General features: G+C 70.0%; 21 protein-coding genes. 8 read left to right on the top strand and 13 right to left on the bottom strand.

Going from position 1 to position 25,223, the window contains the following annotated elements:
• Positions 1-144 precede the first annotated feature (144 nt).
• A complete protein-coding gene (locus ACFOYW_RS12180; protein ID WP_390229194.1) occupies positions 145-666 on the top strand; it encodes a sigma-70 family RNA polymerase sigma factor in 522 nt (173 codons plus the stop codon).
• A complete protein-coding gene (locus tag ACFOYW_RS12175) occupies positions 663-1,517 on the top strand; it encodes an anti-sigma factor family protein (RefSeq protein ID WP_390229193.1) in 855 nt (284 codons plus the stop codon). Before ACFOYW_RS12180 ends, ACFOYW_RS12175 begins: the two co-directional genes overlap by 4 nt.
• Positions 1,518-1,608: 91 nt before the next feature.
• Here the strand turns inward: ACFOYW_RS12175 and ACFOYW_RS12170 are convergent, their stop codons facing one another.
• The 4 genes from ACFOYW_RS12170 to ACFOYW_RS12155 form a co-directional block, all read right to left on the bottom strand.
• Positions 1,609-2,073, bottom strand: coding sequence for a nucleoside deaminase (locus tag ACFOYW_RS12170; RefSeq protein WP_390229192.1), 465 nt, complete (start codon positions 2,071-2,073; stop codon positions 1,609-1,611).
• A 10-nt stretch (positions 2,074-2,083) separates the two neighbouring features.
• Entirely contained in the window at positions 2,084-3,511 is a 1,428-nt protein-coding gene (locus ACFOYW_RS12165; protein WP_390229191.1) for a purine-cytosine permease family protein, read from the bottom strand.
• A 77-nt stretch (positions 3,512-3,588) separates the two neighbouring features.
• Positions 3,589-4,752, bottom strand: a complete 1,164-nt coding sequence (locus ACFOYW_RS12160) for a C40 family peptidase (protein WP_390229190.1) — start codon at positions 4,750-4,752, stop codon at positions 3,589-3,591.
• 159 nt (positions 4,753-4,911) lie between these two features.
• Positions 4,912-5,784 (bottom strand): C40 family peptidase, encoded by an 873-nt coding sequence (locus tag ACFOYW_RS12155; protein WP_390229189.1) that lies wholly within the window; start codon positions 5,782-5,784, stop codon positions 4,912-4,914.
• A 373-nt stretch (positions 5,785-6,157) separates the two neighbouring features.
• On the opposite strand from ACFOYW_RS12155, the gene ACFOYW_RS12150 reads away from it, so the two are divergent.
• Positions 6,158-6,523: a GntR family transcriptional regulator gene (locus tag ACFOYW_RS12150; RefSeq protein WP_390229188.1), complete on the top strand. Its 366-nt coding sequence runs from the start codon at positions 6,158-6,160 to the stop codon at positions 6,521-6,523.
• A gap of 100 nt (positions 6,524-6,623) precedes the next feature.
• Here the strand turns inward: ACFOYW_RS12150 and ACFOYW_RS12145 are convergent, their stop codons facing one another.
• The 8 genes from ACFOYW_RS12145 to ACFOYW_RS12110 form a co-directional block, all read right to left on the bottom strand.
• Positions 6,624-10,412, bottom strand: coding sequence for a bifunctional proline dehydrogenase/L-glutamate gamma-semialdehyde dehydrogenase (locus ACFOYW_RS12145; RefSeq protein ID WP_390229187.1), 3,789 nt, complete (start codon positions 10,410-10,412; stop codon positions 6,624-6,626).
• A 2-nt stretch (positions 10,413-10,414) separates the two neighbouring features.
• Positions 10,415-11,395 carry a DNA-3-methyladenine glycosylase family protein gene (locus ACFOYW_RS12140; RefSeq protein ID WP_390229186.1) on the bottom strand — a complete coding sequence of 327 codons (981 nt, stop codon included), beginning with the start codon at positions 11,393-11,395 and terminating at the stop codon, positions 10,415-10,417.
• A 115-nt stretch (positions 11,396-11,510) separates the two neighbouring features.
• Positions 11,511-12,638, bottom strand: coding sequence for a bifunctional 2-methylcitrate synthase/citrate synthase (locus ACFOYW_RS12135; RefSeq protein ID WP_390229185.1), 1,128 nt, complete (start codon positions 12,636-12,638; stop codon positions 11,511-11,513).
• A 29-nt stretch (positions 12,639-12,667) separates the two neighbouring features.
• Positions 12,668-13,567, bottom strand: coding sequence for a methylisocitrate lyase (gene prpB, locus ACFOYW_RS12130; RefSeq protein ID WP_390229184.1), 900 nt, complete (start codon positions 13,565-13,567; stop codon positions 12,668-12,670).
• Between the two features lie 33 nt (positions 13,568-13,600).
• Complete coding sequence (locus ACFOYW_RS12125; protein ID WP_390229183.1) at positions 13,601-15,130, bottom strand: MmgE/PrpD family protein; 1,530 nt, start codon at positions 15,128-15,130, stop codon at positions 13,601-13,603.
• A gap of 108 nt (positions 15,131-15,238) precedes the next feature.
• Positions 15,239-15,790 carry a YbhB/YbcL family Raf kinase inhibitor-like protein gene (locus tag ACFOYW_RS12120; protein WP_390229182.1) on the bottom strand — a complete coding sequence of 184 codons (552 nt, stop codon included), beginning with the start codon at positions 15,788-15,790 and terminating at the stop codon, positions 15,239-15,241.
• 73 nt (positions 15,791-15,863) lie between these two features.
• Positions 15,864-16,586 (bottom strand): polyprenol monophosphomannose synthase, encoded by a 723-nt coding sequence (locus tag ACFOYW_RS12115; protein WP_390229181.1) that lies wholly within the window; start codon positions 16,584-16,586, stop codon positions 15,864-15,866.
• 189 nt (positions 16,587-16,775) lie between these two features.
• Positions 16,776-18,821 (bottom strand): S53 family peptidase, encoded by a 2,046-nt coding sequence (locus ACFOYW_RS12110; protein ID WP_390229180.1) that lies wholly within the window; start codon positions 18,819-18,821, stop codon positions 16,776-16,778.
• 201 nt (positions 18,822-19,022) lie between these two features.
• Here ACFOYW_RS12110 and ACFOYW_RS12105 point away from each other — a divergent pair, with 201 nt between their 5' ends.
• Positions 19,023-19,961, top strand: a complete 939-nt coding sequence (locus tag ACFOYW_RS12105) for an aldose 1-epimerase family protein (RefSeq protein ID WP_390229179.1) — start codon at positions 19,023-19,025, stop codon at positions 19,959-19,961.
• A 12-nt stretch (positions 19,962-19,973) separates the two neighbouring features.
• Here the strand turns inward: ACFOYW_RS12105 and ACFOYW_RS12100 are convergent, their stop codons facing one another.
• Positions 19,974-20,363 (bottom strand): hypothetical protein, encoded by a 390-nt coding sequence (locus tag ACFOYW_RS12100; protein WP_390229178.1) that lies wholly within the window; start codon positions 20,361-20,363, stop codon positions 19,974-19,976.
• Between the two features lie 129 nt (positions 20,364-20,492).
• Between ACFOYW_RS12100 and ACFOYW_RS12095 the strand changes: the two genes are divergently transcribed.
• The 4 genes from ACFOYW_RS12095 to ACFOYW_RS12080 all read left to right on the top strand — a co-directional run bounded on the left by ACFOYW_RS12095 (position 20,493) and on the right by ACFOYW_RS12080 (position 25,117).
• Positions 20,493-21,701: an ROK family transcriptional regulator gene (locus ACFOYW_RS12095; protein ID WP_390229177.1), complete on the top strand. Its 1,209-nt coding sequence runs from the start codon at positions 20,493-20,495 to the stop codon at positions 21,699-21,701.
• Between the two features lie 91 nt (positions 21,702-21,792).
• A complete protein-coding gene (locus ACFOYW_RS12090; RefSeq protein ID WP_390229176.1) occupies positions 21,793-22,917 on the top strand; it encodes a sugar ABC transporter substrate-binding protein in 1,125 nt (374 codons plus the stop codon).
• Between the two features lie 92 nt (positions 22,918-23,009).
• Complete coding sequence (locus tag ACFOYW_RS12085; protein WP_390229645.1) at positions 23,010-23,852, top strand: ATP-binding cassette domain-containing protein; 843 nt, start codon at positions 23,010-23,012, stop codon at positions 23,850-23,852.
• Positions 23,849-25,117 carry a sugar ABC transporter permease gene (locus ACFOYW_RS12080; RefSeq protein ID WP_390229175.1) on the top strand — a complete coding sequence of 423 codons (1,269 nt, stop codon included), beginning with the start codon at positions 23,849-23,851 and terminating at the stop codon, positions 25,115-25,117. Before ACFOYW_RS12085 ends, ACFOYW_RS12080 begins: the two co-directional genes overlap by 4 nt.
• Positions 25,118-25,223: the final 106 nt, after the last annotated feature.

Raw genomic sequence — 25,223 nt, 5'->3', positions numbered from 1 at the left:
CGTCTGTGAAGCGTCACGGCATGATGCGTCACGTCTGTGAAACGTCACGGCATGACGCGACACGACGTGAAGCTCGCGGCTTTCGGCGGATGCCCTGAACCAGAGCCCCATGCATCTCGTGTTCTGTGGTGAGGAGGTGCGGCGATGCCGAGAGGATCCACCAGCGACGATGCACTGCTGCGCGCACTGCACGACGAGCACGCGCGCCCGCTGTGGCGGTACGTCATGTCGCTCACGAGCGACGCCGCGCAGGCCGACGACATCGTGCAGGAGACGCTGCTGCGCGCGTGGCGCAAGCCGGCGGTGCTCGATCAGCGAGAGGCATCCGCTCGGGCCTGGCTCTTCACCGTCGCCCGCAACCTCGTCATCGACGACGCACGCAGCGCGCGGCGCCGACACGAGACGCCGACCGCGGCCGAATCGATGCCGGAGCCGGTCGTGGCGGACGAGACTGAACGGATGCTTGACGCCTGGCTCATCGGCGACGCGCTCGCCGGCCTCAGCGCCGACCATCGCGAGGTCATCGTGCGGGCATACTACGGCGGCCTGTCGACCGCCGAGCTGGCGGCCGAGCTCAGCGTGCCGGAAGGCACCGTGAAGAGCCGGCTGCACTACGGACTGCGCGCCCTACGGCTCGCGCTTCAAGAGAAGGGGGTGACGCGATGAGCGCCGAATCGCTGCACGAATGGGATGCCGCGTATGTGCTCGGGGCGCTGTCGCCCGAAGACCGGCGCACCTTCGAGGAGCACCTCGAGGGGTGCCCCGAATGTCGCGCGTCGATCGCTGAGCTGGCCGGCATTCCGGCGCTGCTCGGGCGGCTCCCCGCTCCGCGCGCCGTGACCGGCAGAACCGGTGAGACCGGTAAGACCGGTGAGACCGCTGTCGGCTCCGGCGTCATGCCGGTCGGGCGGGCGTCGCTCGCGCAGGCCGTGCCTGCGCCGTCGAGCGCGAGCGCGAGCGGCGAGACGCTGGCGGTCCTCGCGCACCGGGTGCGGCGCCGGCGGCTTGCCCGGCGGTGGCTCACCGCCGGAACCGCTGTGGTCGCCGCCGCGGCGATCGCCGGCGCCGTCGTCATACCGATGCGCCTCGACGCGCCGCCTCGGCCCACGGCCTCGGTCGCGCTCGCGCAGGCGGAGCCCGGCCCGCTCTCCGCGACCGTCGACCTCACGGCGAAGCGCTGGGGCACGGCACTCACGATGACGTGCCGGTACGACTCCGCGCCATCGTCGGCGGGCCCCGCGGGTGATGCAGTGGGTGCGGGGGACGCAGGGGATGCAGGGAACGCAGGGGATGCAGGGGATGCAGGCTCGACCGGGTATGCGGACTCGACCGGCCGCTACGCGCTCTACGTGACCGACGCCTCGGGCACCGCCACGCGGGTGGCCTCGTGGTCCGCGTGGCCGGGCGCGACGATTCACGCCTCGGGCGCCGTCGACCTGGCCGTCTCGCAGCTGCGCACCCTGCAGGTCCGGGACGCGTCGTCCGGCGAGGTGCTGCTCAGTTCCCCCGTGCGCTAAGCAGCGCTGAGCAGCGCTGCGCTGCGCTGCAGTTGCGGGCCCGCGCCACGCCTGCCAGAGGCGCGCGGGCCCGCAACTGTAGCGCGACGCGTCAGTCCTCGCCGATGTCCTCGTTCCAGAGGGCCGGGTGCTCGTCGATCCAGGTGCTCATCAGCTCGATGAGGTCCGGGTCGTTCACGACCGTCACCTCGACGCCGTTCTCGGCGAGCCATCCCTGGCCGCCGAGGAACGAGCGGTCGTCACCGACGACGACGCGGCCGATCCCGAACTGGCGGACGAGCCCCGAGCAGTACCAGCACGGCGAGAGGGTCGTGACCATGACGGTGTCACGGTACGACGTCTGCCGGCCGGCGTTGCGGAAGGCATCCGTCTCGCCGTGCACCGACGGATCATCGTGCTGCACCCGCCGGTTGTGGCCCCGGCCGAGCAACCGGCCGTCTCGGGTGAAGAGGGCGGCACCGATCGGGATGCCGCCTTCCGCGAGCCCCGCACGCGCCTCTTCCGCGGCGACGACGAGCATCGCGGCATCCGTCTCGTAACGCGTTTCGTCGCCCATGATCGCGTGATCAGGCGATCTCGTCCGCAGCGTCGATCCCGACGATCAGCTGGGGCTCATCGCTGAGCGGACCGCCGAGCCGCACTCGGAGCGCCCGGAACAGCACCCAGTAGATGATCGCCGCCAGCACGAAGCCGACGTAGGGCGTGATGTCGCCGACACCCGTGCTCTTCGCCACCGGTCCCACATAGAACGTCTGGTTCGAGAACAGCCAGATCGAGATCGCGCCGCCCGCGACGAGCGCGATCGGGCCGGCCCAGTTGCGATACCTCGCGGTGTCGGGCACAAGCGCGGCGATCGACGTACCCCGACGCAGGAAGCGGTCGACGAGGACGACTCCGAGCCACGGCGCGATCCAGTACGCGATGACGAGCAGGAAGTTCTCGTACCAGTCGGAGAAGTTGGCGTTGATGACGGCGGCGAGGGCGATGAAGAATCCGATCACACCGAAGCCGAGCGCGATGATCGCGCGGCGCAGGCTGAAGGGGATCTTGATGCCCGCCGCGAGGAACGACATCGCACCCGAATAGATGTTCAGCGCGTTCGCCGCGATCGCACCGACGCAGATCGCGAGCAGCGTGAGGTCCCGCAGCCAGGTCGGAAGCGAGTGCACGAAGCTGTCCGTCGGGTTGCTGCCGGGGAACAGCACGTAGACCGAGGCCGCGCCCGCGATCATGAGCACGGTGCAGCTGATGAAGTTGCCGAGGCCGGCCGCGAAGCCGAGGACCAGCTTGTTGACGTCGCGCTTCTGGTAGCGCGTGTAGTCGCTCGCGTAGGGGTTCCAGCCCGCCGCATAGCCGAACGCCGCCGAGACGGTGAGCGTGAAGCCGCCGAACGGCCAGCCCGCGCCCTTCGGGGCGTGGCCGCCGCCCACGTGGGCGAGGATCACGATCACGGCGAGGAGGAAGATGATGCCGAGCACGATCGCCGCGTAGCGCTCGAAGTGCTGCACCAGGTCGTGCCCCACGAACGCGAGGCCGACCTGCACGACCACGACGATGATGAGCGCCAGCCACGCCGGCATGCCAGTGAGAGCCGAGAGCGCGAGCGTTCCGCTCGCCGAGTTTGTCGCAAACCAGCCGAGACCCGCCATGACCGTGTTGATCGCCGCGGGCAGGATGTTGCCGCGGGTCCCGAACGCGGTGCGGCTCAGCACCAGCTGAGCGAGACCCTCGCGCGGCCCCCACGTCGACAGGATGCCTTGCGTGAGCGACCCGAGCGCATTGCCGATCACGACTGCGAGGATCGCGGCGGGCAGACTCAGCCCGAAGTAGGCGACGGCGATCAGGCCGACGTAGACGGTGGCGAACTCGAGGTTCGGCGAGCTCCAGGTCGCGAAGAGCTGCCAGGGTGAGCCGTGGCGGCGGTCCTCGGGGATCGCCTCGATGCCGCCGGCCTCCACCAGGGTCGTCGTCGGCGCTGCAGGGGTCATGGTCATGTTCGGATGCTACCGAGCGTTGGGCGTGTGCCCTATTTCTGGGCCATGACGTTTTTCTGCGGCCTGAGGCCGCACGCTCACTTCCCGGCGGGCAGAATACGCGTGAAGTGGATGCCGATCGGCTTCCACAGGTCGACCGACTCGATCGAGACGCGACGACCCGGCTCGGGCGCGGCGAGCACCTGGCCGTCGCCGAGGTAGATGCCGATGTGGTCTTCGTTGTTGAAGACGACGAGATCGCCGGCCTGTGCCTCGGACTGGGGGATCTGCGTGCCCATCGCGTCTTGCGTGGGGACGTAGTGCGCCATCTGAATGCCGACAGCGGCGTAGGCCTGCATGGTGAGGCCCGAGCAGTCGATGCCGGTGTGGCTCGAGCCGCCGAAGACGTACGGCGTGCCGATGTAGCTGAGCGCCGCCTCGACGATCTTGGCACGCGTGCCGCCCGTCGAGATCGCGTCGACGATCGCGGGCGCTGCGACCTGAGCGGATGCCCCGCCCTCTCGCGCGACGATCGAGGCGATCGCGGTCGCCATGTAGTCGACGTTCTGCATGGTCGGCGACGTCACGTTGGAGCCGACCTGGAGGATCTGCTGCGCTGTGTGCCCGTGCCCGTCTGCGACCTGGCTGCCCGGCACAGTGCCTGCGGTGGCGGGAGGAACGACCCACAGGGCCGGGACCATCGCGAATGCGCCGACGGTCGCGAGCAGGGTGCGCCGCGCGCTGCGGCGCTGCGGCTTCGGCGCGGCAGCGGCGAGCAGACTCGCGGTGTCGACCTCAGCGGATGCCTCGGGCGCGACCTGCTCGGCAAGGGGGCGGGCGCTGTGCGAGTGAATGGCCTCTTCCGTGCGGCGCACGTTCTCGGCGTCGACGCGCTCTTCGACCTGCGCCTCGGCGAGGGATTCCGCGCGCTGCTGCGCCTCGGCCGCACGCAGCCGGTCTGCTTCGGCGCGTTCCTGAGCCTCGCGCAGGGCACGGGCCTCACGGCGCGTCATCGGCTGTGCCGGGATGACAGCTTCCGGCGCGGACTCGGCGGCCACGACGGGCTCGGCGACGACAGGCACGTCTTCCGGCGCCATGACCCAGCGGCCGGCGCCCTGCACCGGGATCTCTTGGGTCTGCGGCACCGCGGCCTGGGCACGAAGCGCCCTGACTTCCGCGTCGGGGTATTCGCCCGCTGCAGCGAGTTCGACGATCAGAGCATCGAAGGCGTCAAGGGACGCGTCGACCCTCTGATCTGTCACAGCTCAAGCTCCTCACGCGGTTCGGATGGCCACCCCGTTTCAGTGCCCGGAACCGGCCGATCGAGGTCAACTCAGCGACCATATCAAAACAAGTGGGCGACCTACACGGGACCCTCCCAGTTTTGGCGCACCGCGCAACGCGGAACTCAGTCGGAGAGCTCAGTCGGGCAGCACCCGCGTGAAGTGGTACGCCACGCCGGACCACTCGCTGAGCGACTCGATCTCGACGCTACGGCCCGGCGCGGGGGCGGCGACGAGCTTTCCGTTGCCGAGATAGATCGCGACATGCTCCTCGTTGTCGAACACGATCAGGTCGCCCGGCTGCGCCTCGGCCTGCGTGATCTCGTGGCCGGCGGCGTCCTGGGTCGGCACGTAGTGCGCGAGCTGAACGCCGACCGTTGCATAAGCATCCATGACAAGTCCGGAGCAGTCGATGCCCAGGCGGCTCGCGCCACCGAACACGTACGGCACGCCGAGGTAGCTGAGGGCCGCGGCGACCACCGTTGCGCGATCGCCCGCGGCCGCACCGAGCGCCGCCGACGTCGACGTCACGGTCGCGTTCGATGCCGCGGGGGCGGCCCGGTGCAGCACCTGGGACACGGTGGGCGGCACCGCGGCGAAAGAGTCCTTGACGATGCTCGGCGCCGCAACGGTCGCGGCGACGTTGAGCGTCTGCATGTCAGCGGCAGGAGCCTTGACGGCGACGCCGACGATGCCGGCGGCTCGGGCGGCGCGGACATCCTTGACCGCGCTCGTCGCACCGACCGTCGCGGCAGGCGCGTCAGCGGACTGCGCTGACCCCGCGGAGCGGCCTGCCTGCGCTGACTGGCCTGCTTGCGCTGACTGCGCCGAGTGCGCCGACTCGGCCGAGTGGACGACGTGACCCAACGGCACCGCGGACTTGACCGCCGCCTGGGCAGGGACGGCGGCGACGAGGCATCCGGTCAGGGCAAGCGAGGTGCCGGCGAGCAGGCGTGCAGAACGGCTGCGAAGCCAGCTGTGGGCATGGCGGGGAGGCAGGGTGGATCGCATTTCGTTTTCGAGTTCGGCGGAGTGGGGGGAGAAAAACGGTTTCGACCTTCGGGGCCGTTCGGTCTTCGGGAACCATTCGGTCTTCGGGAACCGTTCGGTCTTCGGGGACCGCGGGGAACTCTATGCGGGTCATCCGGACGGGCTTCCCGGTTGTCAAGCCGCCGTGCCTGCGCGTTGCACCAGGCAGCGGCATTGCGTCGCCTTGTCGGTCTCATTCACCGGGGATTCGGAGCTTCGGGTTTGCCGGGCTGCGCTCCCGCGCGGTTGGATATGGTCATTGACCTGGGAAATCGGCGCACCGACGGCGGCGGTTCACGGCTCGGCGTCACGGTCGGTCCCCACGGCGAGCTCGGGCGATTGAGGGGAAGCTGATATGGAACTGGGAATCGACGTGGCAAACCCTGCACCCGCCTCGGAGCAGCTGCGCCAGCAGATCCTCGACCAGGTGCGCGGCGGCACCGCGGCGCCCGGCACGAAGCTCCCGACGGTCCGCCGGCTCGCGGACGAGCTCGGGATCGCGGTGAACACGGTGGCTCGCGCCTACCGGCTGCTCGAAGAGGACGGCATCGTCGAGACCTTCGGCCGGCGCGGCAGCTTCATCACGGCCCAGGGCAACGTCGTGCAGCAGCAGCTGCAGAATGCCGCGACCGAGTTCGCGCGCAGGGCGGCCGGCCTCGGGGTGACGGCAGACGAGGCCCGTGCCGCAGCCCTCGCGGCGATTCGCGCCCAGCTCGGCTGAGCGAGCCGCCTCGTCAATACAAGCTACCCAGCCAGCACGAGCCACCCAGCCACCACAGGCAACTGCGTGCGCAGCCAGTACCGCGAGATGACCCCGTCGGTCAGATGACCCCGTCGGTGAGGTCGGTGACGGCCCCGTAGCGGTGGTTCGTGATCGAGATCGACTGCTCGCGGAAGAACGGGAGCAGCTCGACGCGGCCCGACGCGGTCACGGGCGCGTCGTAGATCGCGACGTCGGGGTCGCCGCGCAGCGCACGCGCCACCGCGAGGCCGTTGCCGCCGATCAGACGGATGCGCCGCACACCGGCTCCGACCGCAGCGGGAGTCACGACGCCCAGCAGGGTGGCCGTTCCGACCACGCGTTCCGTCGGTGTGAAGGTGAGGCGACCGAGCCAGGTCTCGTCGTCTTCGATGACGAGCGGCATGTTGTGCGCGTCGAGCCACGCCGCGACGCCCTCGGGCGGCGCGATCGCGCTCGTCACGTCGACGTGAGCACGGGAAACGGATGCTGCGGCGAGCACCCGCAGCAGATCGGCGATGGTGCCGTCGGCCCCGAGACGGATGCTGACCGGCACGGGGCGGTAGCGCAGGAGGTTGCGCTCCGCCTGGAGGCCCGCGGCATCCGTCACGTGGCCGTACTCGGTCGCATACGCGATCGCGTCCGACAGGGCCGAGCGGCGCACGACGTCGAACTGCTCGAACGACATCGCGCTCTGGCCGAGCTCGATGAGCTGTTGAACGTCACGCGACAGGCCGCGCAGGTGCAGGCTGCTGCCCTGCTCCCCGCGGACGCTGCGCCAGGTGCCGAGCGGCAGCAGCGTGTTCGGACCGCCGGTCTTGACGGTCGGGCCGACGGCCGATCGCTTCCAGCCACCGAACGGCTGACGCTGCACGATCGCGCCCGTGATGTGGCGGTTGATGTACAGGTTGCCCGCCTCGACCGACCCGAGCCACTGCCCGATCTCGCGCGCGTCGAGCGAATGCAGCCCGGCGGTGAGACCGAAGTCGACGGCGTTCTGCAGCGCGATCGCCTCGGTCAGGGTGCGGGCCTGCATGATGCCGAGCACCGGCCCGAAGAACTCGGTGCGATGGGTGCGGCTGCCCGCCGCGACGCCGGTCTTGATGCCCGGCGACCACAGGCGCCCTTCCTCGTCGAGCTGTTTCGGGCGCACGAGCCACGCCTCGCCGTCGTCGAGCTCGGTGAGCGCCCACGCCAGCTTGCCGGACGCCGGCTCGATGAGGGGCCCGACGTCGGTCGAGCCGTTGGTCGGAGCGCCGACGCGCAGGCTGCGAGTCGCGTCGATGAGCTGGTGGCGGAAGCGCGCGTCGTCGGCGACCGAGCCGACGAGAATCACGAGGGATGCCGCCGAGCACTTCTGCCCCGCGTTTCCGAATGCGCTTCGCACGATGTCCGCGACGGCGAGATCGAGGTCGGCGCTCGGCGTCACGATGATGGCGTTCTTGCCGCTCGTCTCGGCGAGGAGCGCGAGGTCGGGGCGCCACGAGCGGAACAGCTCGGCCGTCTCGTGCGAACCGGTGAGCACGACCCGGTCGACGCGCGGGTCGCTGATCAGGTCACGGGCGAGGGTCGACGGCGGCTCGGGCACTGGATCGGGCGCTGCGTCGGGCGCGGCGTCACCCGTGCTCGCGGGCTCGCTCGTCTCACCGATGTCGGCGAGCACGAGCGCGTCGCGCGGAACCCCCGCGCGGTGCAGCACGTCGACGAGCACAGCGGAGCAGCGCGTGGCCTGCGGCGCGGGCTTGATGATGACACCGCTTCCCGCCGCGAGCGCGGCGAGGACGCCGCCGGCCGGAATGGACACGGGGAAATTCCACGGCGGAACCACGACGGTGAGCGCGCTCGGCACGAAGTGCGCGCCCTGCACGGTGTCGAGCTCGCGCGCGAGCGCCGCGTAATAGTGGGCGAAGTCGGCGGCCTCGCTGACCTCGACGTCGGCCTCGGCGATCGTCTTGCCCGTCTCGGCGACCATCACCTCGATGAGCTGGTCGCGGTTGCCGGCGATGGCGAGACCCGCGAAGTCGAGCACGTCGGCACGTTCGCTGCCCGGCGCCGTGCCCCAGCGCACTCCCGCCGCGCGAACGCGCGAGATCAACTGCCTGAGCTTCCGCGGCTCGGTGACCCGCGCCGCGACCGTGGCGGCGATGCCGAGGTCGCTGCCGGGTGCCCGCGACAGGATGCGCCGCGCCCACGCGCGGTTCGCCGGGAGCGACGGATCGGTGTCCGACGTGTTGCGGAAGCTGCGCCGATCGCCGCGCGCGTGCCACTCGGGCGGCTTCGCCGGCTCGAACGCCTCGGACGGCTCGGGGGCGGCGAGGGTCCACGAGGTGCCGAGCGGCAGCCCCAGCACGGCGCTCGTGAGGCCCGCGTCGCCCGCCGCCTGCCCGGCCGGATCGACCGGATTCACGCGCGGGTGGAAGAGCGCGGTCGCGTTCTCGTCCTGCCACTCGCGGCCCCGGTCTTGCTGGCGGTTGGGCATCGGCGCGACGCCCATCGGCAGCCGTTGCGCCTCGTAGCGATCCACGGCGTCGAGGAAACGGTCGCGCTCGCGCTCGAACAGCGGGGCGCCGACCGGTGACTCCGGATCGATCGCGAACATCGCCGACATGAAGTTCTCGGGGCTCGCGTTCTCCTCGAGGCGGCGCACGAGGTACGAGATCGCGACATCGAAGCGGTCGGGGGCGACGACGGGCGTGTAGAGGGTGAGGCCGCCGACGGTGCGCGCCACCGCATCCGATGCCATGCCGAGGAGCATCTCGAAATCGATCAGCTCGCGCACACCGCGCCGCCCGGCGAGCTCCCACGCGAACGCAACGTCGAACAGGTTGTGGCCCGCCACGCCGATGCGCACGGCCTGCGCGTGCTCCGGGGTCAGCGCCCAGTCGAGCAGCCGCTTGTAGTTGACATCGGTGTCGAGCTTGCTGCCCCAGGTTGCGAGCGGCCAGCCGTGCAGCTCGGCGTCGACGCGCTCCATCGCGAGGTTCGCGCCCTTGACGATGCGGACCTTGATCGGCGCACCGCCGTCGGCGCACCGCTGCTGCGCCCACTCGGTCAGGCTCTGCAGCACGTCGAGCGTGTCGGGCAGGTAGGCCTGCAGCACGATGCCGGCCTCGAGGTGCGCGAGTCGCGGATTCGAGAGCAGGCGCCGGAACACCGCGGCGGTGAGGTGGAGGTCGCCGTACTCCTCCATGTCGAGGTTGATGAACTTCGTGCGCCCGCGCGCGACCGATGTTCCGCCGCTGCCCGCCGCGACCTCGTAAAGGGGGATCAGCCGCTGCGTCAGCCGGGCGACCGTCTCGTCGAATGACCACAACTGCCGCTCGCTGCTCACGTTGCTGAGCTTGACGCTCACGTAGTCGACGTCGGGCCGCTCGAGCAGCTGACGGATGCCTGCGAGCCGGTTCCCCGCCTCCTCTTCTCCGAGCACGGATTCGCCGAGCAGGTTGAGGTTGAGCCGGACGGGCGCCTGGCTCGCCCCGCGCAGGCGCGCGAGGGCCGGCCCGAGCCGCGCCGGGCTGCTGTCGATGACGAGGTGGCCGACGAGGCGGCGCAGCGCGGCGCGCGCCGCCGGCACCACGACCCACGGGAACGCCGGGCCGAGCTGACCACCGAGGCCGATCGCTGTGCGCAACCCGCCGTGCAGTGATTCGGGGACACGACCCGCGAGCAGACGCAGATTCCGTGCGGCGACCCACAGATCGCGCGGCCGGGCCACGCCGTCGACGAATCGCACTGCGAAATCGAGACCACCCTCTTCGCGCAGCAGCTCGGCGAGGCGGCGGGCGCCGACCGTCTGCGTGGAGCCGGGCTCGGCCAGCCACGCGCGCACCTGCTCGACGGCAGTGTCGGCGATCTCGGTCAGTTCGGTCATCGCTATCTCCAGCGGTGGTCGGTGATCGTTGCGCGCGGGCCGCGGCGCTCGGGCAGGCGGCCGCTCGCGAGAATGAGGCGCACGACCCGCTGCCGCTGCCCCACCCACGGTGCGAGCAGTTCAAGCATGCCGTCGTCGTCGCAGTTCCTGTCGCCCGCGAGAGCGTGGCCGACGAAGTGCGGCACGTGGTAGTCGCCGACCGACACCTGGTCGGGGTCGCCGTGGCTGCGCTGCATCGCCTCGGCGGCCGTCCACACGCCGACGCCGCGCAGGCTCGTGAGGGCATCGGCCCGCGTCACCCGGTCGATCGCCGCCGCGCGCGCTGCGGCCTCGACGAGAGTGCGGCTGCGGGTGGGGTCGACACCGGCTCGATGCCACTCCCAGCTGGGCACGAAGCGCCACTCGGCGGCCGTCGGCGCGAGCCTCAGACGAGCCGGCATGCGCGGCTCGATCGCCGCGCCGGGAGCACGGTGGCCGAGGCGCGTGACGAGCGCGGCCCAGGAGCGGTACGCCTCGAGGCTCGTCACCTTCTGCTCGAGGATCGCCGGGCAGAGCGCCTCGAACACCCGCCGCGTCGTGGGCAGCCTGAGCCCCGGGTTGCGCCGCAGCGTCTCGACCAGGAACGGATGCGCCGCCACATCGAGCTGCGACCAGTCGTCGTCGCGTCCGAGCAGCTGCGGCACGCCGTCGATCGCCCACTCGGCGCCGGGACCCCACGCGCGCGCCCGCACGGGAGCGCCGACACGCGACTGCTCGAGGTGCAGGGTCGCAGGGCCGCTCGGCGTGTGGAAGGTGCGCCACACTCCGGCGCCCGACCACTGCGTCGTCGGGTCGTAAGGCCCGCGGCCGATGGGCGCGAGCGTGGCGCGCAGGTCGACGGGAAGAGCCGGCTCGTAGATCGTGGTGACCGGGGCGGCGGATGCCTCGTCGGCGGCGTCGAGCGCAGCATCGACCGCGCTCGAAGCATCCGTCACCAATGTCACCCGCCCACTGTATTTGGCGCGGCTGACACCGCCGCCCCGGCGCGTCGGCGTGCATCGAATACGCAGTTGTCGCTGCTCCGCGGCGCGTTTGCGCGCAACAACTCCGTTGTCGGCGCTACACCTCGCGCTGGGCCGGGCCGGTGTAGAGCGACAGGGGCCGGATCAGCGAGTTGGCGTGCTGCTGTTCCATGAAGTGCGCCGTCCACCCGGTCACGCGCGCGGCGGCGAACAGGGGTGTGAAGGTCGGAGTGTCGAAGCCGATGAGGTGGTAAGCGGGTCCGGAGGGGTAGTCGAGGTTGGGTTTGATGTTCTTCCGTTCGGCCATGGCGTGTTCCAGGGCGTCGTACAGGGCCAGCAGGTCGGGCCGGTTGTAGTGCTCGACGAGGGTGTCCAGCGCGGCTTTCATGGTCGGGACGCGGGAGTCGCCGTTCTTGTAGACGCGGTGTCCGAAGCCCATGATCTTCGCCTTGCGTGCCAGCGCGTCCTCCAGCCACGCCTCGGCGTGGTCGGCGGAGCCGATCTCGGCGAAGGTCGCCATCACCGCCTCGTTCGCTCCGCCATGCAACAGGCCCTTCAGGGCGCCGATCGCGGCCACGACGCCCGAGTGCAGGTCCGAGAGCGTCGAGGCCACGACGCGGGCGGTGAACGTCGAGGCGTTGAACGAGTGCTCGGCATACAGGATCATCGAGCGGCGGAACGCGTCGATGACGACCGCATCGGGCAGTTCGCCGAACGTCATCCACAGGAAGTTGGACGAGTAGTCGAGGTCCGCGCGCGGCGGGATCGGGTCCATGCCGTGCCGGTGCCGCTGGTCGTACGCGACGATCGCGGGCAGCTGCGCGAACAGGCGCACCGACTTGGCGTAATCGCTGCGCTCGTCCTCGGGTCTCCGGGTGCCGAACGACGCATGCGTCTCGTATGTGCCCAGCAGGCTGACCGCACTGCGCAGCACGTCCATCGGATGCCCCGACACCGGCGCCGACTCGATCATCGCCGCGATCTCCGGCGCGAGTGCCCGCTGCGCACGCTCGATCTCCTCGAACGCGCCGAGTTCCTCGTCGTTCGGCAGCTCGCCGTGCCAGATCAGGTACGCGACCTGTTCGAATGAGCAGGACGCGGCCAGCTCCTGCACGGGGTAGCCGCGATACAGGAGCGAGTTCGTCTCCTGGTTCACGGACGAGATCTCGGTCGTGTCGACCACGACCCCGGCCAGACCCTTCTTGATCTCCGGCTGGTCAGTCATGTGCTCCTCCTTGAGCGTGTAGCAGGGTGTTACTTCTCGAGCGTGAAGTTGAAGACACCGGAATCGAACGCGTTGTACCCCGCGTAGTCGATGAGGTCGTACAAATCGGCCCGGTGCTGCATCCGCGGCAGCAAACCGGCCAACGACCCCGCCGTCTCCAGCTCCTCGAGCCCCGCCAGCGCCGCCCCCATCGCCAGGCGCAGCAGCGAGACCGGCCAGATCACGATGTTCACCCCGACGTCCCGCAACTGATCCACCGTGAACAGCTCCGACTTCCCGAACTCGGTCATATTCGCCAGGATCGGCACGTCCAGGGCCGCCCGCACCGCCTCGAACTCCGCCAACGACGTCAACGCCTCCGGGAAGATCGCATCCGCCCCGGCATCCACCAGCGCTTTCATCCGGTCGATCGCGGCCGGCAGACCCGCCACGGCCCGCGAATCCGTGCGCGCCATGATCAGCAGGTTCGCATCCCGGCGCGCCTGAACCGCGGCACGGATGCGGTTGATCGCGGTCTGCTCATCCACGACCTCTTTCCCGTCCAGATGCCCGCACCTCTTCGGATTCACCTGATCCTCGATATGCACCCCCGCGACCCCCGCGTCCTCTAACTCCTGGACGCTGCGGGCCACGTTCATCGGCTCACCGAACCCCGTGTCCGCATCCACCAGCACCGGAAGCTCCGTCATCCGCGCGATCTGCCGCGCCCGGCCCGCGACCTCCGACAACGTCGTCAACCCGATATCCGGCAACCCCAGATCCGCCGCCACCACCGCACCCGAGACATACACGCCATCAAAACCCCGCTGCTGAATCAACCGCGCCGAGAGCGGATTGAACGCACCCGGAAAACGCAGCAACTCCCCACTCGACAACCGCTCCCGAAAACCCGCACGCTTGACCGCCGCCGTCGACTCCGCATACAACACGATCGCCCCTTCCTCTCGCCGTCTCTCGACGGCCTAGAACAGCCCGTCGGGCACGGATGCCTGAGCCAGGTAGCCGTAGCGGGCCACGATGTTGAGCTCGCCGAGCTCGTCGGCCGTCAGCTCGGGCAGGCGCTGGGCGACATCGAGGAACCGGTCGATCTCCGACCCTTCCAGCGCATCGGCGGCGAGAGTCCGGAACTTGCGGATGTAGTCCTCGCGTGCGAACGGCTTCGCGCCGTACGGATGCGCGTCGGCCACGGCGATCGCCTCGGCGATCGTCGAACCGTCAGTGAACTTCACCTCGATCGCGCCGCCGAACGCCTGCTCAGCAGGGTCGAGCGAGTGGTATCGCCGCGTCCACTCCGGGTCCTCGACGGTCGTGACCTTCTGCCACAGCGCCACCGTGTCGGGGCGGTGCGCCCTCTCGGGCGAGTACGAGGTGCTGTGGTCCCAGCCGCCGTCTTGCAGGGCGACCGTGAAGATATACGGAACGGAGTGATCGAGCGTCTCGCGCGACGCGTCTGGCGAGTACTTCTGCGGGTCGTTCGCGCCGGAGCCGATCACGTAGTGGGTGTGGTGGCTGGTCTTCAGCACGATCGACTCGATGCGCTCAGGGTCGTCGAAGAGCAGCGGGTACTCGTTGTGCAGCTTGCGCGCGAGGTCGATCCACGCCTGCGCCTGGTACTCGGCGGAGTGCTCCTTGGTGAACGAGTCGAGGATCGCCCGCTTCGCATCGCCCGGCGCGGGGAGCGCGACGTCGTAAGCGGCATCCGGTCCGTCGAGCAGCCACGCGATGACGCCGTCCTCGCCCTCCCAGATCGGCGTCGGGCTGGTCTGCCCCCGCATCGCGCGGTCGATCGCCTCGACGGCGACCTTGCCGGCGAGCGCAGGCGCGTACGCCTTCCACGACGAGATCGCGCCCTTCCGCGACTGGCGGGTCGCTGTCGTGGTGTGCAGAGCCTGACCCACGGCCTGGTAGATCGTGTCGGCGTCGAGGCCGAGCAGCGAGCCGATGGCCGCCGCGGCGCTCGGGCCGAGGTGGGCGACGTGGTCGATCTTGTGCGCGTGGAGGCTGATCGCGCGGGCGAGGTCGATCTGGACCTCGTAGCCGGTCGCGATGCCGCGGATGACGTCGAGGCCCGTGAGGCCGCGCGCGGCCGCGTGCTGGGCGACGGCGACGACCGGGGGGATGTTGTCACCCGGGTGCGAGTACTCGGCGGCCAGGAACGTGTCGTGGAAGTCGAGCTCGCGTACGGCGACCCCGTTCGCCCAGGCGGCCCATTCGACGGATGCCCGTCGCGGCGCCCCGAAGACGGTGGAGCCCGCCCCGCCGATCGAGATGGGGTGGGCGAGCGCCTGAGCGCGGGCAGCGGCGGGCGCGGCCCGCACGAGGGATGCCGCGGCCACCGCCGCGTTGTCGATCACCCGGTTCACCACCATGTCGGCGACCTCGTCGTCGACCGCTGCCCGGTCGGCCGCGAGCTGCGCGATCTTCCAGGCCAGCTGGTCTTCCTTGGCCAGGTTCTCGTCGCTGCGATGAACCGTGATGCGATGCGTTTCCACGCGTGCCACCCTATCGAGGGGTGCCAGTGCCCGGACTCCGCGTCGTTGCCGGACTCAGCGTCGTTGCCGGACTCAGCGCCGTTGCCGGACTCAGCGCCGTTGCCGGACTCAGCTCGCGTCCTCGGCGCTCGCAGTCGGCACGATGATCGCGCGGGCGAGCGTGTGGAAGTGCAGATTGAAACCGAGGATCGCGGGGCTCGCGCCGTCGGGCACGTCGAGGGAGTCGACGTCGACCGCGTGCACGACCGTGAAGTAGCGGTGCGTGCCGGTGCCCACGGGCGGCTCGGCGCCCGTGTACGCGCGTTCCCCCAACTCGTTGCGCAGCATGACGGCACCGGCCGGCAGGCCTCTTCCGCCCTCCGCTCCTGCGTTCTCGTCGAGCGAGGTGACCGATGCGGGGATGTTGAACACCGCCCAGTGCCAGAAACCCGACTGGGTCGGCGCGTCGGGGTCGAAGACGGTGACGGCGAAGCTCTTGGTGTCGGCCGGGAATCCGGTCCAGGTGAGCTGCGGCGAGACGGAGGAGCCGCCCTGGCCGGGCGAACGGTGGAGCGTCGCGATCGGCTGCCCGTCGGCGACGGACGTGCTCGTGACATCGAACGAGCCGAACTCGCGCAGCTCGGCGAGTTCCTTGTACGGGTCGTGCCAGGTTTCGGTCATGACACGAGCCTACGGTCGGTGTGCGCGGTGCCGTCAGTCTCGCGAGCCCGCGATCGCCCCGACCGCCGCACGGTCACCGCCGGCCGCGCAGTCCCCACAGCGTGACCCGCAGCATCGCCTCGGCGACGATGCCGAGCGACATCTTCGACTTGCCGCGCTCCCGCTCGACGAAGGTGATCGGCACCTCGACGACGCTCACGCCGGCGCGCACCGCGCGATTCAGCATGTCGACCTGGAACGCGTAGCCGTGGCTCTCGACGTCGTCGAGGGCCAGCTTCTCGAGAGCGGATGCCCGGAACGCACGGTAACCCCCGGTGACGTCCCGCACGGGCAGCCTGAGGACCCACCGCGCGTAGGCGCTGCCGGTGCGCGAGATGAGCCGGCGATAGGCGGGCCAGTTCTCGACGGCGCCCCCGGGTACCCAGCGTGACCCGAGCACGAGGTCGACGGGCTCCGTGCCGTCAGCGGGCTGCGCCTTCGCCAGCAGGCGGCCGAGCTGCTCGGGCTGATGCGAGCCGTCGGCGTCGAGTTCGACGAGGATCTCGTACCCGTTTGCGACGCCCCAGTGCATCGCCTCGATGTACGCCCGGCCGAGGCCGTCTTTGCCGCGGCGGTGCAGAACGTGGACCTGATCATCGGCCGCGGCGATGGCATCCGCGATCTCACCCGTTCCGTCGGGGGACGAGTCGTCCACGACCAGCACGTGCGCCGCGGGCTGCGCGGCTCGCACACGCCCGACGATCCATTCGAGGTTGTCCCGCTCGTTGTAGGTCGGGATCATCACCAGCACCGTCAAGGTCAGTGCCGCGGTGAGGCGGTGAGTACCGCAGTGAGGGCGTGGCGGCGGCGCGTCGATCGTGGCACGCCGGAAATCCTAACCAGACGACGTGGGCGTCGAATGCATGCGACGCGCGACCGGCCCGCGGCGAAGACGCTCGCCACGGGCCGGTCGTTCTGCGCGATTTGCCGCGCGTGGTTGCGTGGGCTACCGGAGAGCGGCCGCCAGCTTGGTGAGGTTCGGCGTGCCGAGACCGGTCGCCGGGTTGAACACGGTGCCCGGCGTGCCGGTGTAGAGCAGGTTGTCGTTGCTCGTCCCCGGCGTGTTGAGCGGCGTGAAGGCAGAGCTGCGCGAGCTGGCCGACTTGTACATCGCCGCGTTCCAGAGGCCCGCACGGCCGCCGTTCACCGAGTCGATCACGGCCGATGCGCCCGCGAGCTGCGGGGCGACGAAGCTCGTGCCGCCCCAGCCGCCCTGCAGCGGCGCCTTGTTGGCCTGCGTCGCGGAGGGCTCGTAGAGCAGGTACCCGGTCTCCGGGTCGGCGTCGGTCGACAGGTCGGGGATCGCGCGGCCGGTCGCGGTGCCGTGGGTCACCTTGGGCGTCGGGTTGAAGCTCCAGTCGGTCGGCGCGGTGAATCCGGGTGCGATCTCCTGGTAGTCGGTCGGCGTGAAGTACTGCACGGCGCTGTAGCTCTGCGTGCCCGAGACGCCCTTCTGGTACGACGGGGTCGCCTGATCGACGGAGAACCCGCCGCCGTCACCCGAGACGTCCGACTCGGCGGCCTCGGCGAGCGGGATGTTGTGCTCCGCCGCCGTCACGCCGAACAGGTAGTCCCAGCCCCAGGCGCGCTCCGCGCTCACCGTGACCGGCAGGCTGAGCCCGAGCGACGCGCCGAAGGTGTGCGAGAACGGCAGCGTGGTGCCGCCGGCCGCAGTGACGTAGGGGCTCGCGGCGCTGACATCGACGGACGGATTCGTCGTGCCCGCGTCGGCGATCGCCGTGTACGCGCCCTCATCAGCCGAGGCGTCGAAGGTCGACTGACCCTGGATGGCGAGCTCGAGGAACGCCTCGTCGAACGCCGCCTCGTAGTTCGACGGCTCCTGGCCGGCGGCAGCCGCCGCTGCGATGATCGTCTCCGACTCGCCCCAGCTCGTCGAGACGCTGCCCGCGGTGTCGTCGCTCGCGGCCTGGAAGAAGGCGTCCGCGAATCCGGCATCCGTGTTGGGCGCCTGATAGACGTCGATGTTCGCGCCGGGCGCGACACCGCCCGACTGCTCGACGTCGATGTCGGTCTCGCCTGTGCCGTCCGCGTCGCTCGGAGCGCCGGGGCCGCCGTCGATGTTCTTGACCGTGACGCTGCGGTTCGTGTTCGGCAGGCCGACGATGTTCGACCAGTAGTACTGCGGCGCGCCGGGGTCGAGCGCCGCGAGCGTCACGATGCCGATCGTCTGGCCCGCGCCGTCGCTCTTCTTCTCGAGCGGCGAGAGCCCGTAGCGCGACGCGAAGTCGAGCGGCGTGTTGCACGCGCTGGAGAGCCCGGTGAGCGCGGTGCAGTCGCCGCTGTACGTGGCGGTGTCCGCGGGCGCGGTCTTGCCCTCGATGGCCGACGAGTTCTGACTGTTGCTCTCATACGGTGCGTAGTTGGAGAGGCCGAGCACGACGGCGACCGACGCGGCGACGGAGCCGGGCAGCTTCGGCGCCGCGGCCGGCGCGTGGATGGTCTGCGCCGGGTGCCCCGGCCGACCCGCCGAGCCCTTGACCGCCGGCACGTGGTACTGCTTCTGGGTGACGCTGAGCGCGCGGTTGAACTCGTCGGCGGTGCCCGTCGCGGACACGTCGATGTTGTTCGCGTAGACAGTCGTCGAGATTCCGTAGCTCTTCAGGTAGTTCGTGAGGGCCTTGACGGTGGCGTCACTCTGCCCGTACTCGGCCTTGAACTGACCGACGCTGACGAAACGCTTCGTACCGCCCTCGACCAGGGCCTCGAGCTGCGCAGCGTTCCGCTCTTTGAGCACGAAGGTCACGGCCTCCGGCGTGCTCCCCGGCGTGTTCTCGAACGGCTTCGCGCCCGGAAGCGCCGAGCCGACGACGCCCTGGGGCACCGGCGAGGGGGCCGGTGTCGCGGCCTGGGCGAGCGACGTGCCCGCGAGAGCCAGTGCCACGGCCGCGGTCGCAGCCGCCCCGATCGTCACCCGGCCGGGCAGCGCCCGACTGAAACCTGCCCGGGCGCGCCCGGAGCGAGTGGATCTCATTGTTCAGTTACCACCTTTGGCAAAAACAGCGAACGGCCGCGAAATGACGCGGCCACCAGGCGTCCCCTGCGCCCGGTGCGGATCACCATATGCCCACAAATGGGTTACGCAACAGCGACCGTGACGAGCCGTTACATGCGCGACCCATGAGCGCAACGCGAGGGTGGGCCGGCGCCGGTCGGCTTCGATAGCGTGTGGTTCATGACGCGACCGCTCTCCGGCACCCAATACGAGCTCCGCTTCGGCGATTACACCGCGACGATCGCGTCGATCGGGGCGTCGATTCGGGAGCTGAAGTATCAGGGTCGCGATCTCGTGGTGGGGTTCGACGCCGACGAGATGCGGCCCGCCTATCGCGGGGTGTCGCTTGCGCCCTGGCCGAACCGCATCGCCGACGGCCGTTACACCTTCGCGGGCGTAGAGCAGCTCGTCGCGCTCACCGAGCCCGAGCGCGGCAACGCGCTGCACGGCCTCGCCACCTGGCTCGACTTCGGCGCCATCGAGCAGACGCCGTCGCGCGTGACGCTCGGGGCGACGATCGTCGCGCAGCTCGGCTACCCGCACCGCGTGGACGTCGAGGTCGTCTTCGAGCTCGATGAGAACGGCCTGCACTCCGCGATCACGGGGCTGAACACCGGGGCGGATGCTGCGCCCTGGGGCACCGCGCCGCACCCCTATCTCGTCGCCGGCCCCGGCCTCGTTGACGACTGGACCCTGCTGCTGCCGGCCGCAGAGGTGCTCGAAGTGACCCCGGATCGTCTGCTGCCGGTGGGCGTGGCATCCGTCACCGCCGCCGGCGGCTCGGAGGGCGCGGGCGCGTGGGACTTCCGCGAGGCGCGCACCATCGGCCAGGTGTTCATCGACCATGCGTTCACGTCGCTCGAGCGCGACGCCGCCGGACGATCGGCCGTCGAGGTGCGCACTGCAGACGGGTCAGGCGTCGCGATCTCGTGGGATTCCGCGTGCCCGTGGGTGCAGGTGCACACGGCCGACAAGCCCGAGCAGCCCGAGATCAGCCGGATCGGCCTCGCGGTCGAGCCGATGACGTGCCCGCCGGATGCCTTCAACTCGGGTACGGATCTCGTCGTTCTCGAGCCCGGCGAGTCGCACACGGCCGGCTGGACGATCTACGCGCTGTAGCCCCGCGGACCGCTACCCCGCCTCGCGGAGCGCTTCGATCAGTGCGGCCGCGTGCTGCGTCGAGACGATCACCCGGTCGTAGCCCTCGGCGATCTCGGCGCCGTCGGCACGGGAATCCGCACTCTGATCGATGTCGATCACGACCGCCGGCCGCGACTTTCCCTTCACGATCAGGAAGTCCTTGCCGCCGTGGTATTTCCACGTGCCGATCGCGAGCGTCAGGGGAATCGCCGCGCCGGGCACCCGTACGCCGCGCACCCAGATCCACGGGTCCTGCGTGATGGCGACCGAGCGGATCGACTCGCGCGGAATGATGAGGTCGGTCCGGCGCAGCGCGAGCACCTTCTCGGCTGCGGACAGACGCACTTCGAGACGGTCGCGATGCACGTGCAGGTCGGCCATACGACGAGTTTAGGAGTGCGGCCACCTCGCGTTCCCGGGTCGCGCCACAGGTGCGCCGACGGGGTGCGCTCACGGGACAGCGCGAGCTCACACCGCTGCACCCTGTCGCGGTGTGTACATTGTCTTGTCGTGGCGGACCGACGGCGGACTCCCGGATCTCAGACTTCACTTCGTGAAGCCAACCGGGCGCGAATCGTCGACGCCGTCAAGAAACACGGCGGCCTGACCCAGGTCGAGCTGGCGGGGGCGACGGGCCTCAGTCCGGCGACCGTCTCGAACATCGTGAAGGAGCTCGCCGGGTCCGGCGTGCTCAACACCTCCCCGAGCACGCGCAGCGGCCGGCGCGCGATGCACGTCACCCTCGCGCACAAGCTGGGGCTCGTCGCCGGCGTCCATTTCTCGGCACGGCACATGCGCATCGCGCTGTCGGATGTCGCGGGCACAGTTGTGGCCGAGAGCCACATGCCGCTCGCCAAGGACCATCGCGCCGACAACGAGCTCGACCGCGTGATGCTGCTGCTCGCCGACCTGCTCGACTCGGTGGACGCGAGCATGGGCGAGCTGCTCGGGCTCGGCATCGCACTGCCGGCGCCCTACGATCGCCGAGCCGGCATCATCGCCCGCCGCGGAATGATGCGCGGGTGGGACAACGTCGTCGTACGCGAGGTGATGGAGCGGCGCCTGCATCGGCCCGTGTTCGTCGACAATGCGGCGAACCTCACCGCGCTCGCCGAGCTCCGGCTTGGGGCAGCGCGGGGACGCCGGGACGCCGTGGTGCTGGAGGTCGGCGACGGGATCGGAGCCGGGCTGATCACCGGCGGCCACCTCCTCTACGGGCACAGCGGGCTCGCGGGAGAGTTCGGGCACACCGTGATCCGCGAGGACGGGCCCGTCTGCCGCTGCGGCAATCGCGGATGCCTCGAGGCGATCGCCGGCGGCTCCGCGATCCTCGACTCGCTCGCCGACAACCGGGGTATCAACAAGCTCGCCGACGTGATCGTCGCCGCGATGGACGGCGATGCGGCATGCATCCGCGCGATCGGCGATGCGGGCCGCACCATCGGCCTGGCCGCCGCCAATCTCTGCAACCTGCTCGACCCCGAGCGCATCGTGGTCTCGGGCGAGCTGTCGCGTGCCGGCGAGCTGCTGCTCGGACCGCTGCGGCACACCGTCGAACGATCGGTGATCGTCGGGCGCGACGCGTGGCCGGACATCGTCCAGGGCCAGCTCGGGTATCGGGCCGCGACGATGGGCGCCGTGGCGTACGCGGTGGACCGGTTGCCGCTGCATCCAGAGCTCGATCTCGAGTCCCAGGTAGCCGCAACAAATTTGTTATGAGTCGCTTGTGTTCAAGAATTGACGCCAACAACCGGAACTGAGATGCTCGTCCAGCCGCCAACGATGGCGGACGCTATCCGGAGGTTTTTCAATGAAGATTGCCACCTTGAGACGAGCGACCGTCGTCGCGGCCGCCGTCCTCATCACCGCCACGGCGCTCACGGCCTGTTCGAACGGCTCCGGCACGAGCCCGTCCAAGGCGGGCTCGTCGTCCAGCGCCGCGAAGGCCAAGATCGGTCTGCTTCTCCCCGATGACGTGACCGCGCGCTACGCGGCCGCCGACAAACCGTTCTTCGAGGCCGCGGTCAAGAGCGACTGCCCCAGCTGCACCGTCCTCTACGCCGACGCCGATGGCGACGCCAGCAAGCAGCAGCAGCAGGCGGAATCGATGATGACCGAGGGCGTCAGCGTCCTCGTGATCGACGCGTACGACGGCGAGGCCGCCGCATCGATCGTCGCCGAGGCCAAGAGCAAGAACATCCCCGTCATCGACTACGACCGCCTCATCGACAGCCCCGACTCGGACTACTACGTGTCGTTCGACAACCAGAAGGTCGGCCAGCTGCAGGCGACCGCGCTCGTGAACCACCTGAAGAACGACCTCAAGCTGCCGGCCGGCAGCGGCATCCTCCAGGTCGACGGCTCGCCCACCGACAACAACGCCACGCAGTTCAAGGCGGGCGCCGACAGCGTTCTGAAGACCAGCGGCTACAAGATCCTCGCCGAGTACCAGGTGCCCGGTTGGGACCCGACCCAGGCGCAGAACTGGGTCGCCGGTCAGATCACCAAGTTCGGCTCCAAGATCAAGGCGATCTACGACGCCAACGACGGCACGGCGGGCGGCGCGATCGCTGCCGAGCAGGCCGCGGGCTTCGGCCCGGTCCCGATCACGGGTCAGGACGCCGAGCTCACCGGCATTCAGAACATCCTCGCCGGCAAGCAGTACATGACCGTCTACAAGGCGATCAAGCCGGAGGCCGCACAGGCGGCGCAGCTGGCCGTCGACCTGACGAAGGGCACGAAGGACACCGCGCCGACCACCACCAAGACCGCCGGTGGCGCATCGATTCCGTCGTACCTGCTGCAGCCCGTCGCCGTCACCGCGAGCAACATCGAGTCGACCGTCGTGAAGGACCAGTTCTACGGCGCCAACTCCGTCGCGCAGATCTGTACCTCGGCCTTCGCCGCAGCCTGCGCCAAGAACGGCGTCAAGTAACCCTCCCTCCTCCGGTCCGGTCGGCCCTGCACCCGCAGGGCCGACCGGACCATGAGTGGATTTCGTTCAGATCTGAAGGAGAATCCGTGACCATGGAAGCCGCCGAGTCGGCAACCCCGGTACTCGACCGCCAGCCCGTCCTGTCCCTCAAGGGCATCTCGAAAGGCTTCGGAGCGGTCCAGGCACTCACCGATGTCGACCTCGACGTCTATCCGGGCGAGGTGGTCGCCCTCGTCGGCGACAACGGCGCGGGCAAGTCCACCCTCGTCAAAGTGCTTGCCGGGGTGCACTCGCACGACTCCGGCACCATCACCTTCGAGGGCCGCGACGTGCGCATCGAGTCCCCGACCGCGTCGCAGCAGCTCGGCATCGCCACGGTGTTCCAGGACCTCGCGCTGTGCGACAACCTCGACGTGGTGTCGAACCTGTTCCTCGGCCGCGAGGTCGTCGGCGGCGTCGTGCTCAACGAGGAGGAGATGGAGAAGCGCTCCTGGGAGCTGCTTCGCCAGCTCTCGGCGCGCATCCCATCCGTTCGCATCGCCATCGCGTCGCTCTCGGGCGGGCAGCGGCAGACCGTCGCCATCGCCCGCTCGCTCATCGGCGAGCCCCAGGTGGTCATCCTCGACGAGCCGACCGCGGCGCTCGGCGTCGCCCAGACCGCTGAGGTGCTCAACCTCATCGAGCGTCTGCGCGAGCGCGGCCTCGGCGTCATTCTGATCAGCCACAACATGGCAGACGTGCAAGCCGTCGCCGACCGGGTCGCCGTTCTGCGCCTCGGCCGCAACAACGGCGTCTTCAACGTTCGCGACGTCAGCTACGAGGAGATCATCGCCGCCATCACGGGCGCGACCGACAACGTCGTGGCCCGTCGGGCATCGACCACGGCAGCTGCAGCGGCGCCCGCTGCCACGCAAGACACGGAGACCCAGGCATGACCAAGACCGAACCGCAGGACCGCACCTCGACCATGTCGCTCGCGGCGGCTGACCTGCAGGACGAGCGCCTCATTCACGCGGAGGGCCTCGGCGGCGCGATCGCCGGCTTCGGACGCCGGGTGCGCACCGGTGACCTGGGCTCGCTGCCCGTCATCATCGGCCTCGTCGTCATCTGGGCGATCTTCGAGATCCTCAGCCCCAAGTTCCTCTCCGCCGACAACCTCGTGAACCTGGCGATGCAGTCGGCGTCGGAGGGCATCATCGCGGTCGGCATCGTGCTGGTGCTGCTGCTGGGCGAGATCGACCTGTCGGTCGGATCGGTCAGCGGTGTCGCCGCCGCGATCCTCGGTGTCGGCATGACGTCGCTGCACTGGCCGATCATCGTCGCCATCATCGTCGCACTGGTCGTCGGCGCCGCGGTCGGTGCGCTGTACGGAATCCTGTTCACGCGATTCGGCGTGCCGAGCTTCGTGATCACCCTGGCCGGCCTGCTCGGATTCCTCGGCCTTCAGCTCTGGATCCTCGGCCCGCTCGGCTCGATCAACCTGAGCTTCTCGAGCTGGATCGTGCAGTTCGCGAACACCTGGTTCCTGCCCCCGTGGGTCGTGTACGCGATCGTCCTGATCGCCGCGCTCGCGATGCTGTTCAGCGACCTCTCGCGGGCGCGCCGACGCCGCGAGGCCGGCCTGTCGGTGCAGTCCCTCTCGGTCACGCTCGCCAAGGTGATCGTGCTCGCCGTCGTGCTCGGGGGCGTCGCCTGGTACCTCTCGACGGACCGCGGCACGGGCGTGATGTTCGTGTTCTTCGTCCTGATCGTCGTGCTGATGCAGTTCCTGCTGAAGCGCACGCGCTGGGGCCGCTCCATCTTCGCCGTCGGCGGTAACGTCGAGGCCGCACGGCGCAGCGGTATCAACACGACCTTCATCTACATGTCGGTGTTCATGCTGACCTCGCTGTTCGCGATCGTCGGCGGCATTCTCGCGGCCGCTCGCCTAAGCGCGGCGAGCCAGAGCGCCGGCACCGGCGACGTCAACCTCGACGCGATCGCCGCCGCGGTCATCGGCGGCACGAGCCTCTTCGGCGGCCGCGGCTCCGCATGGTCGGCCCTGCTCGGCACCGTCGTGATCGCGTCGATCTCGAGCGGCCTCACACTGATGAACCTCGGCGCGCCGCAGCGCTACGTCATCACGGGAGCCGTCCTGCTCCTCGCGGTGATCGTCGACTCGCTGTCGCGCCGCAGCCGCGCGAGCCACGGCCAGGCCTAGCCAGGAGAATTCCCGGCCGCGGCCGCCCGCCTCGGGGCCGGCTGGGCCGGCTGCGCGCTACAGTTCCGGGATCGCGCGCCTGGTACGAGAGGCGCGCGATCCCGGA

The sequence above is a fragment of the Gryllotalpicola reticulitermitis genome (genome assembly GCF_042651345.1).
GTDB classification, from domain to species: domain Bacteria; phylum Actinomycetota; class Actinomycetes; order Actinomycetales; family Microbacteriaceae; genus Gryllotalpicola; species Gryllotalpicola reticulitermitis.
Note: the sequence above shows the minus strand (reverse complement) of the source record. Positions and strands in the feature narration are given on the sequence as shown.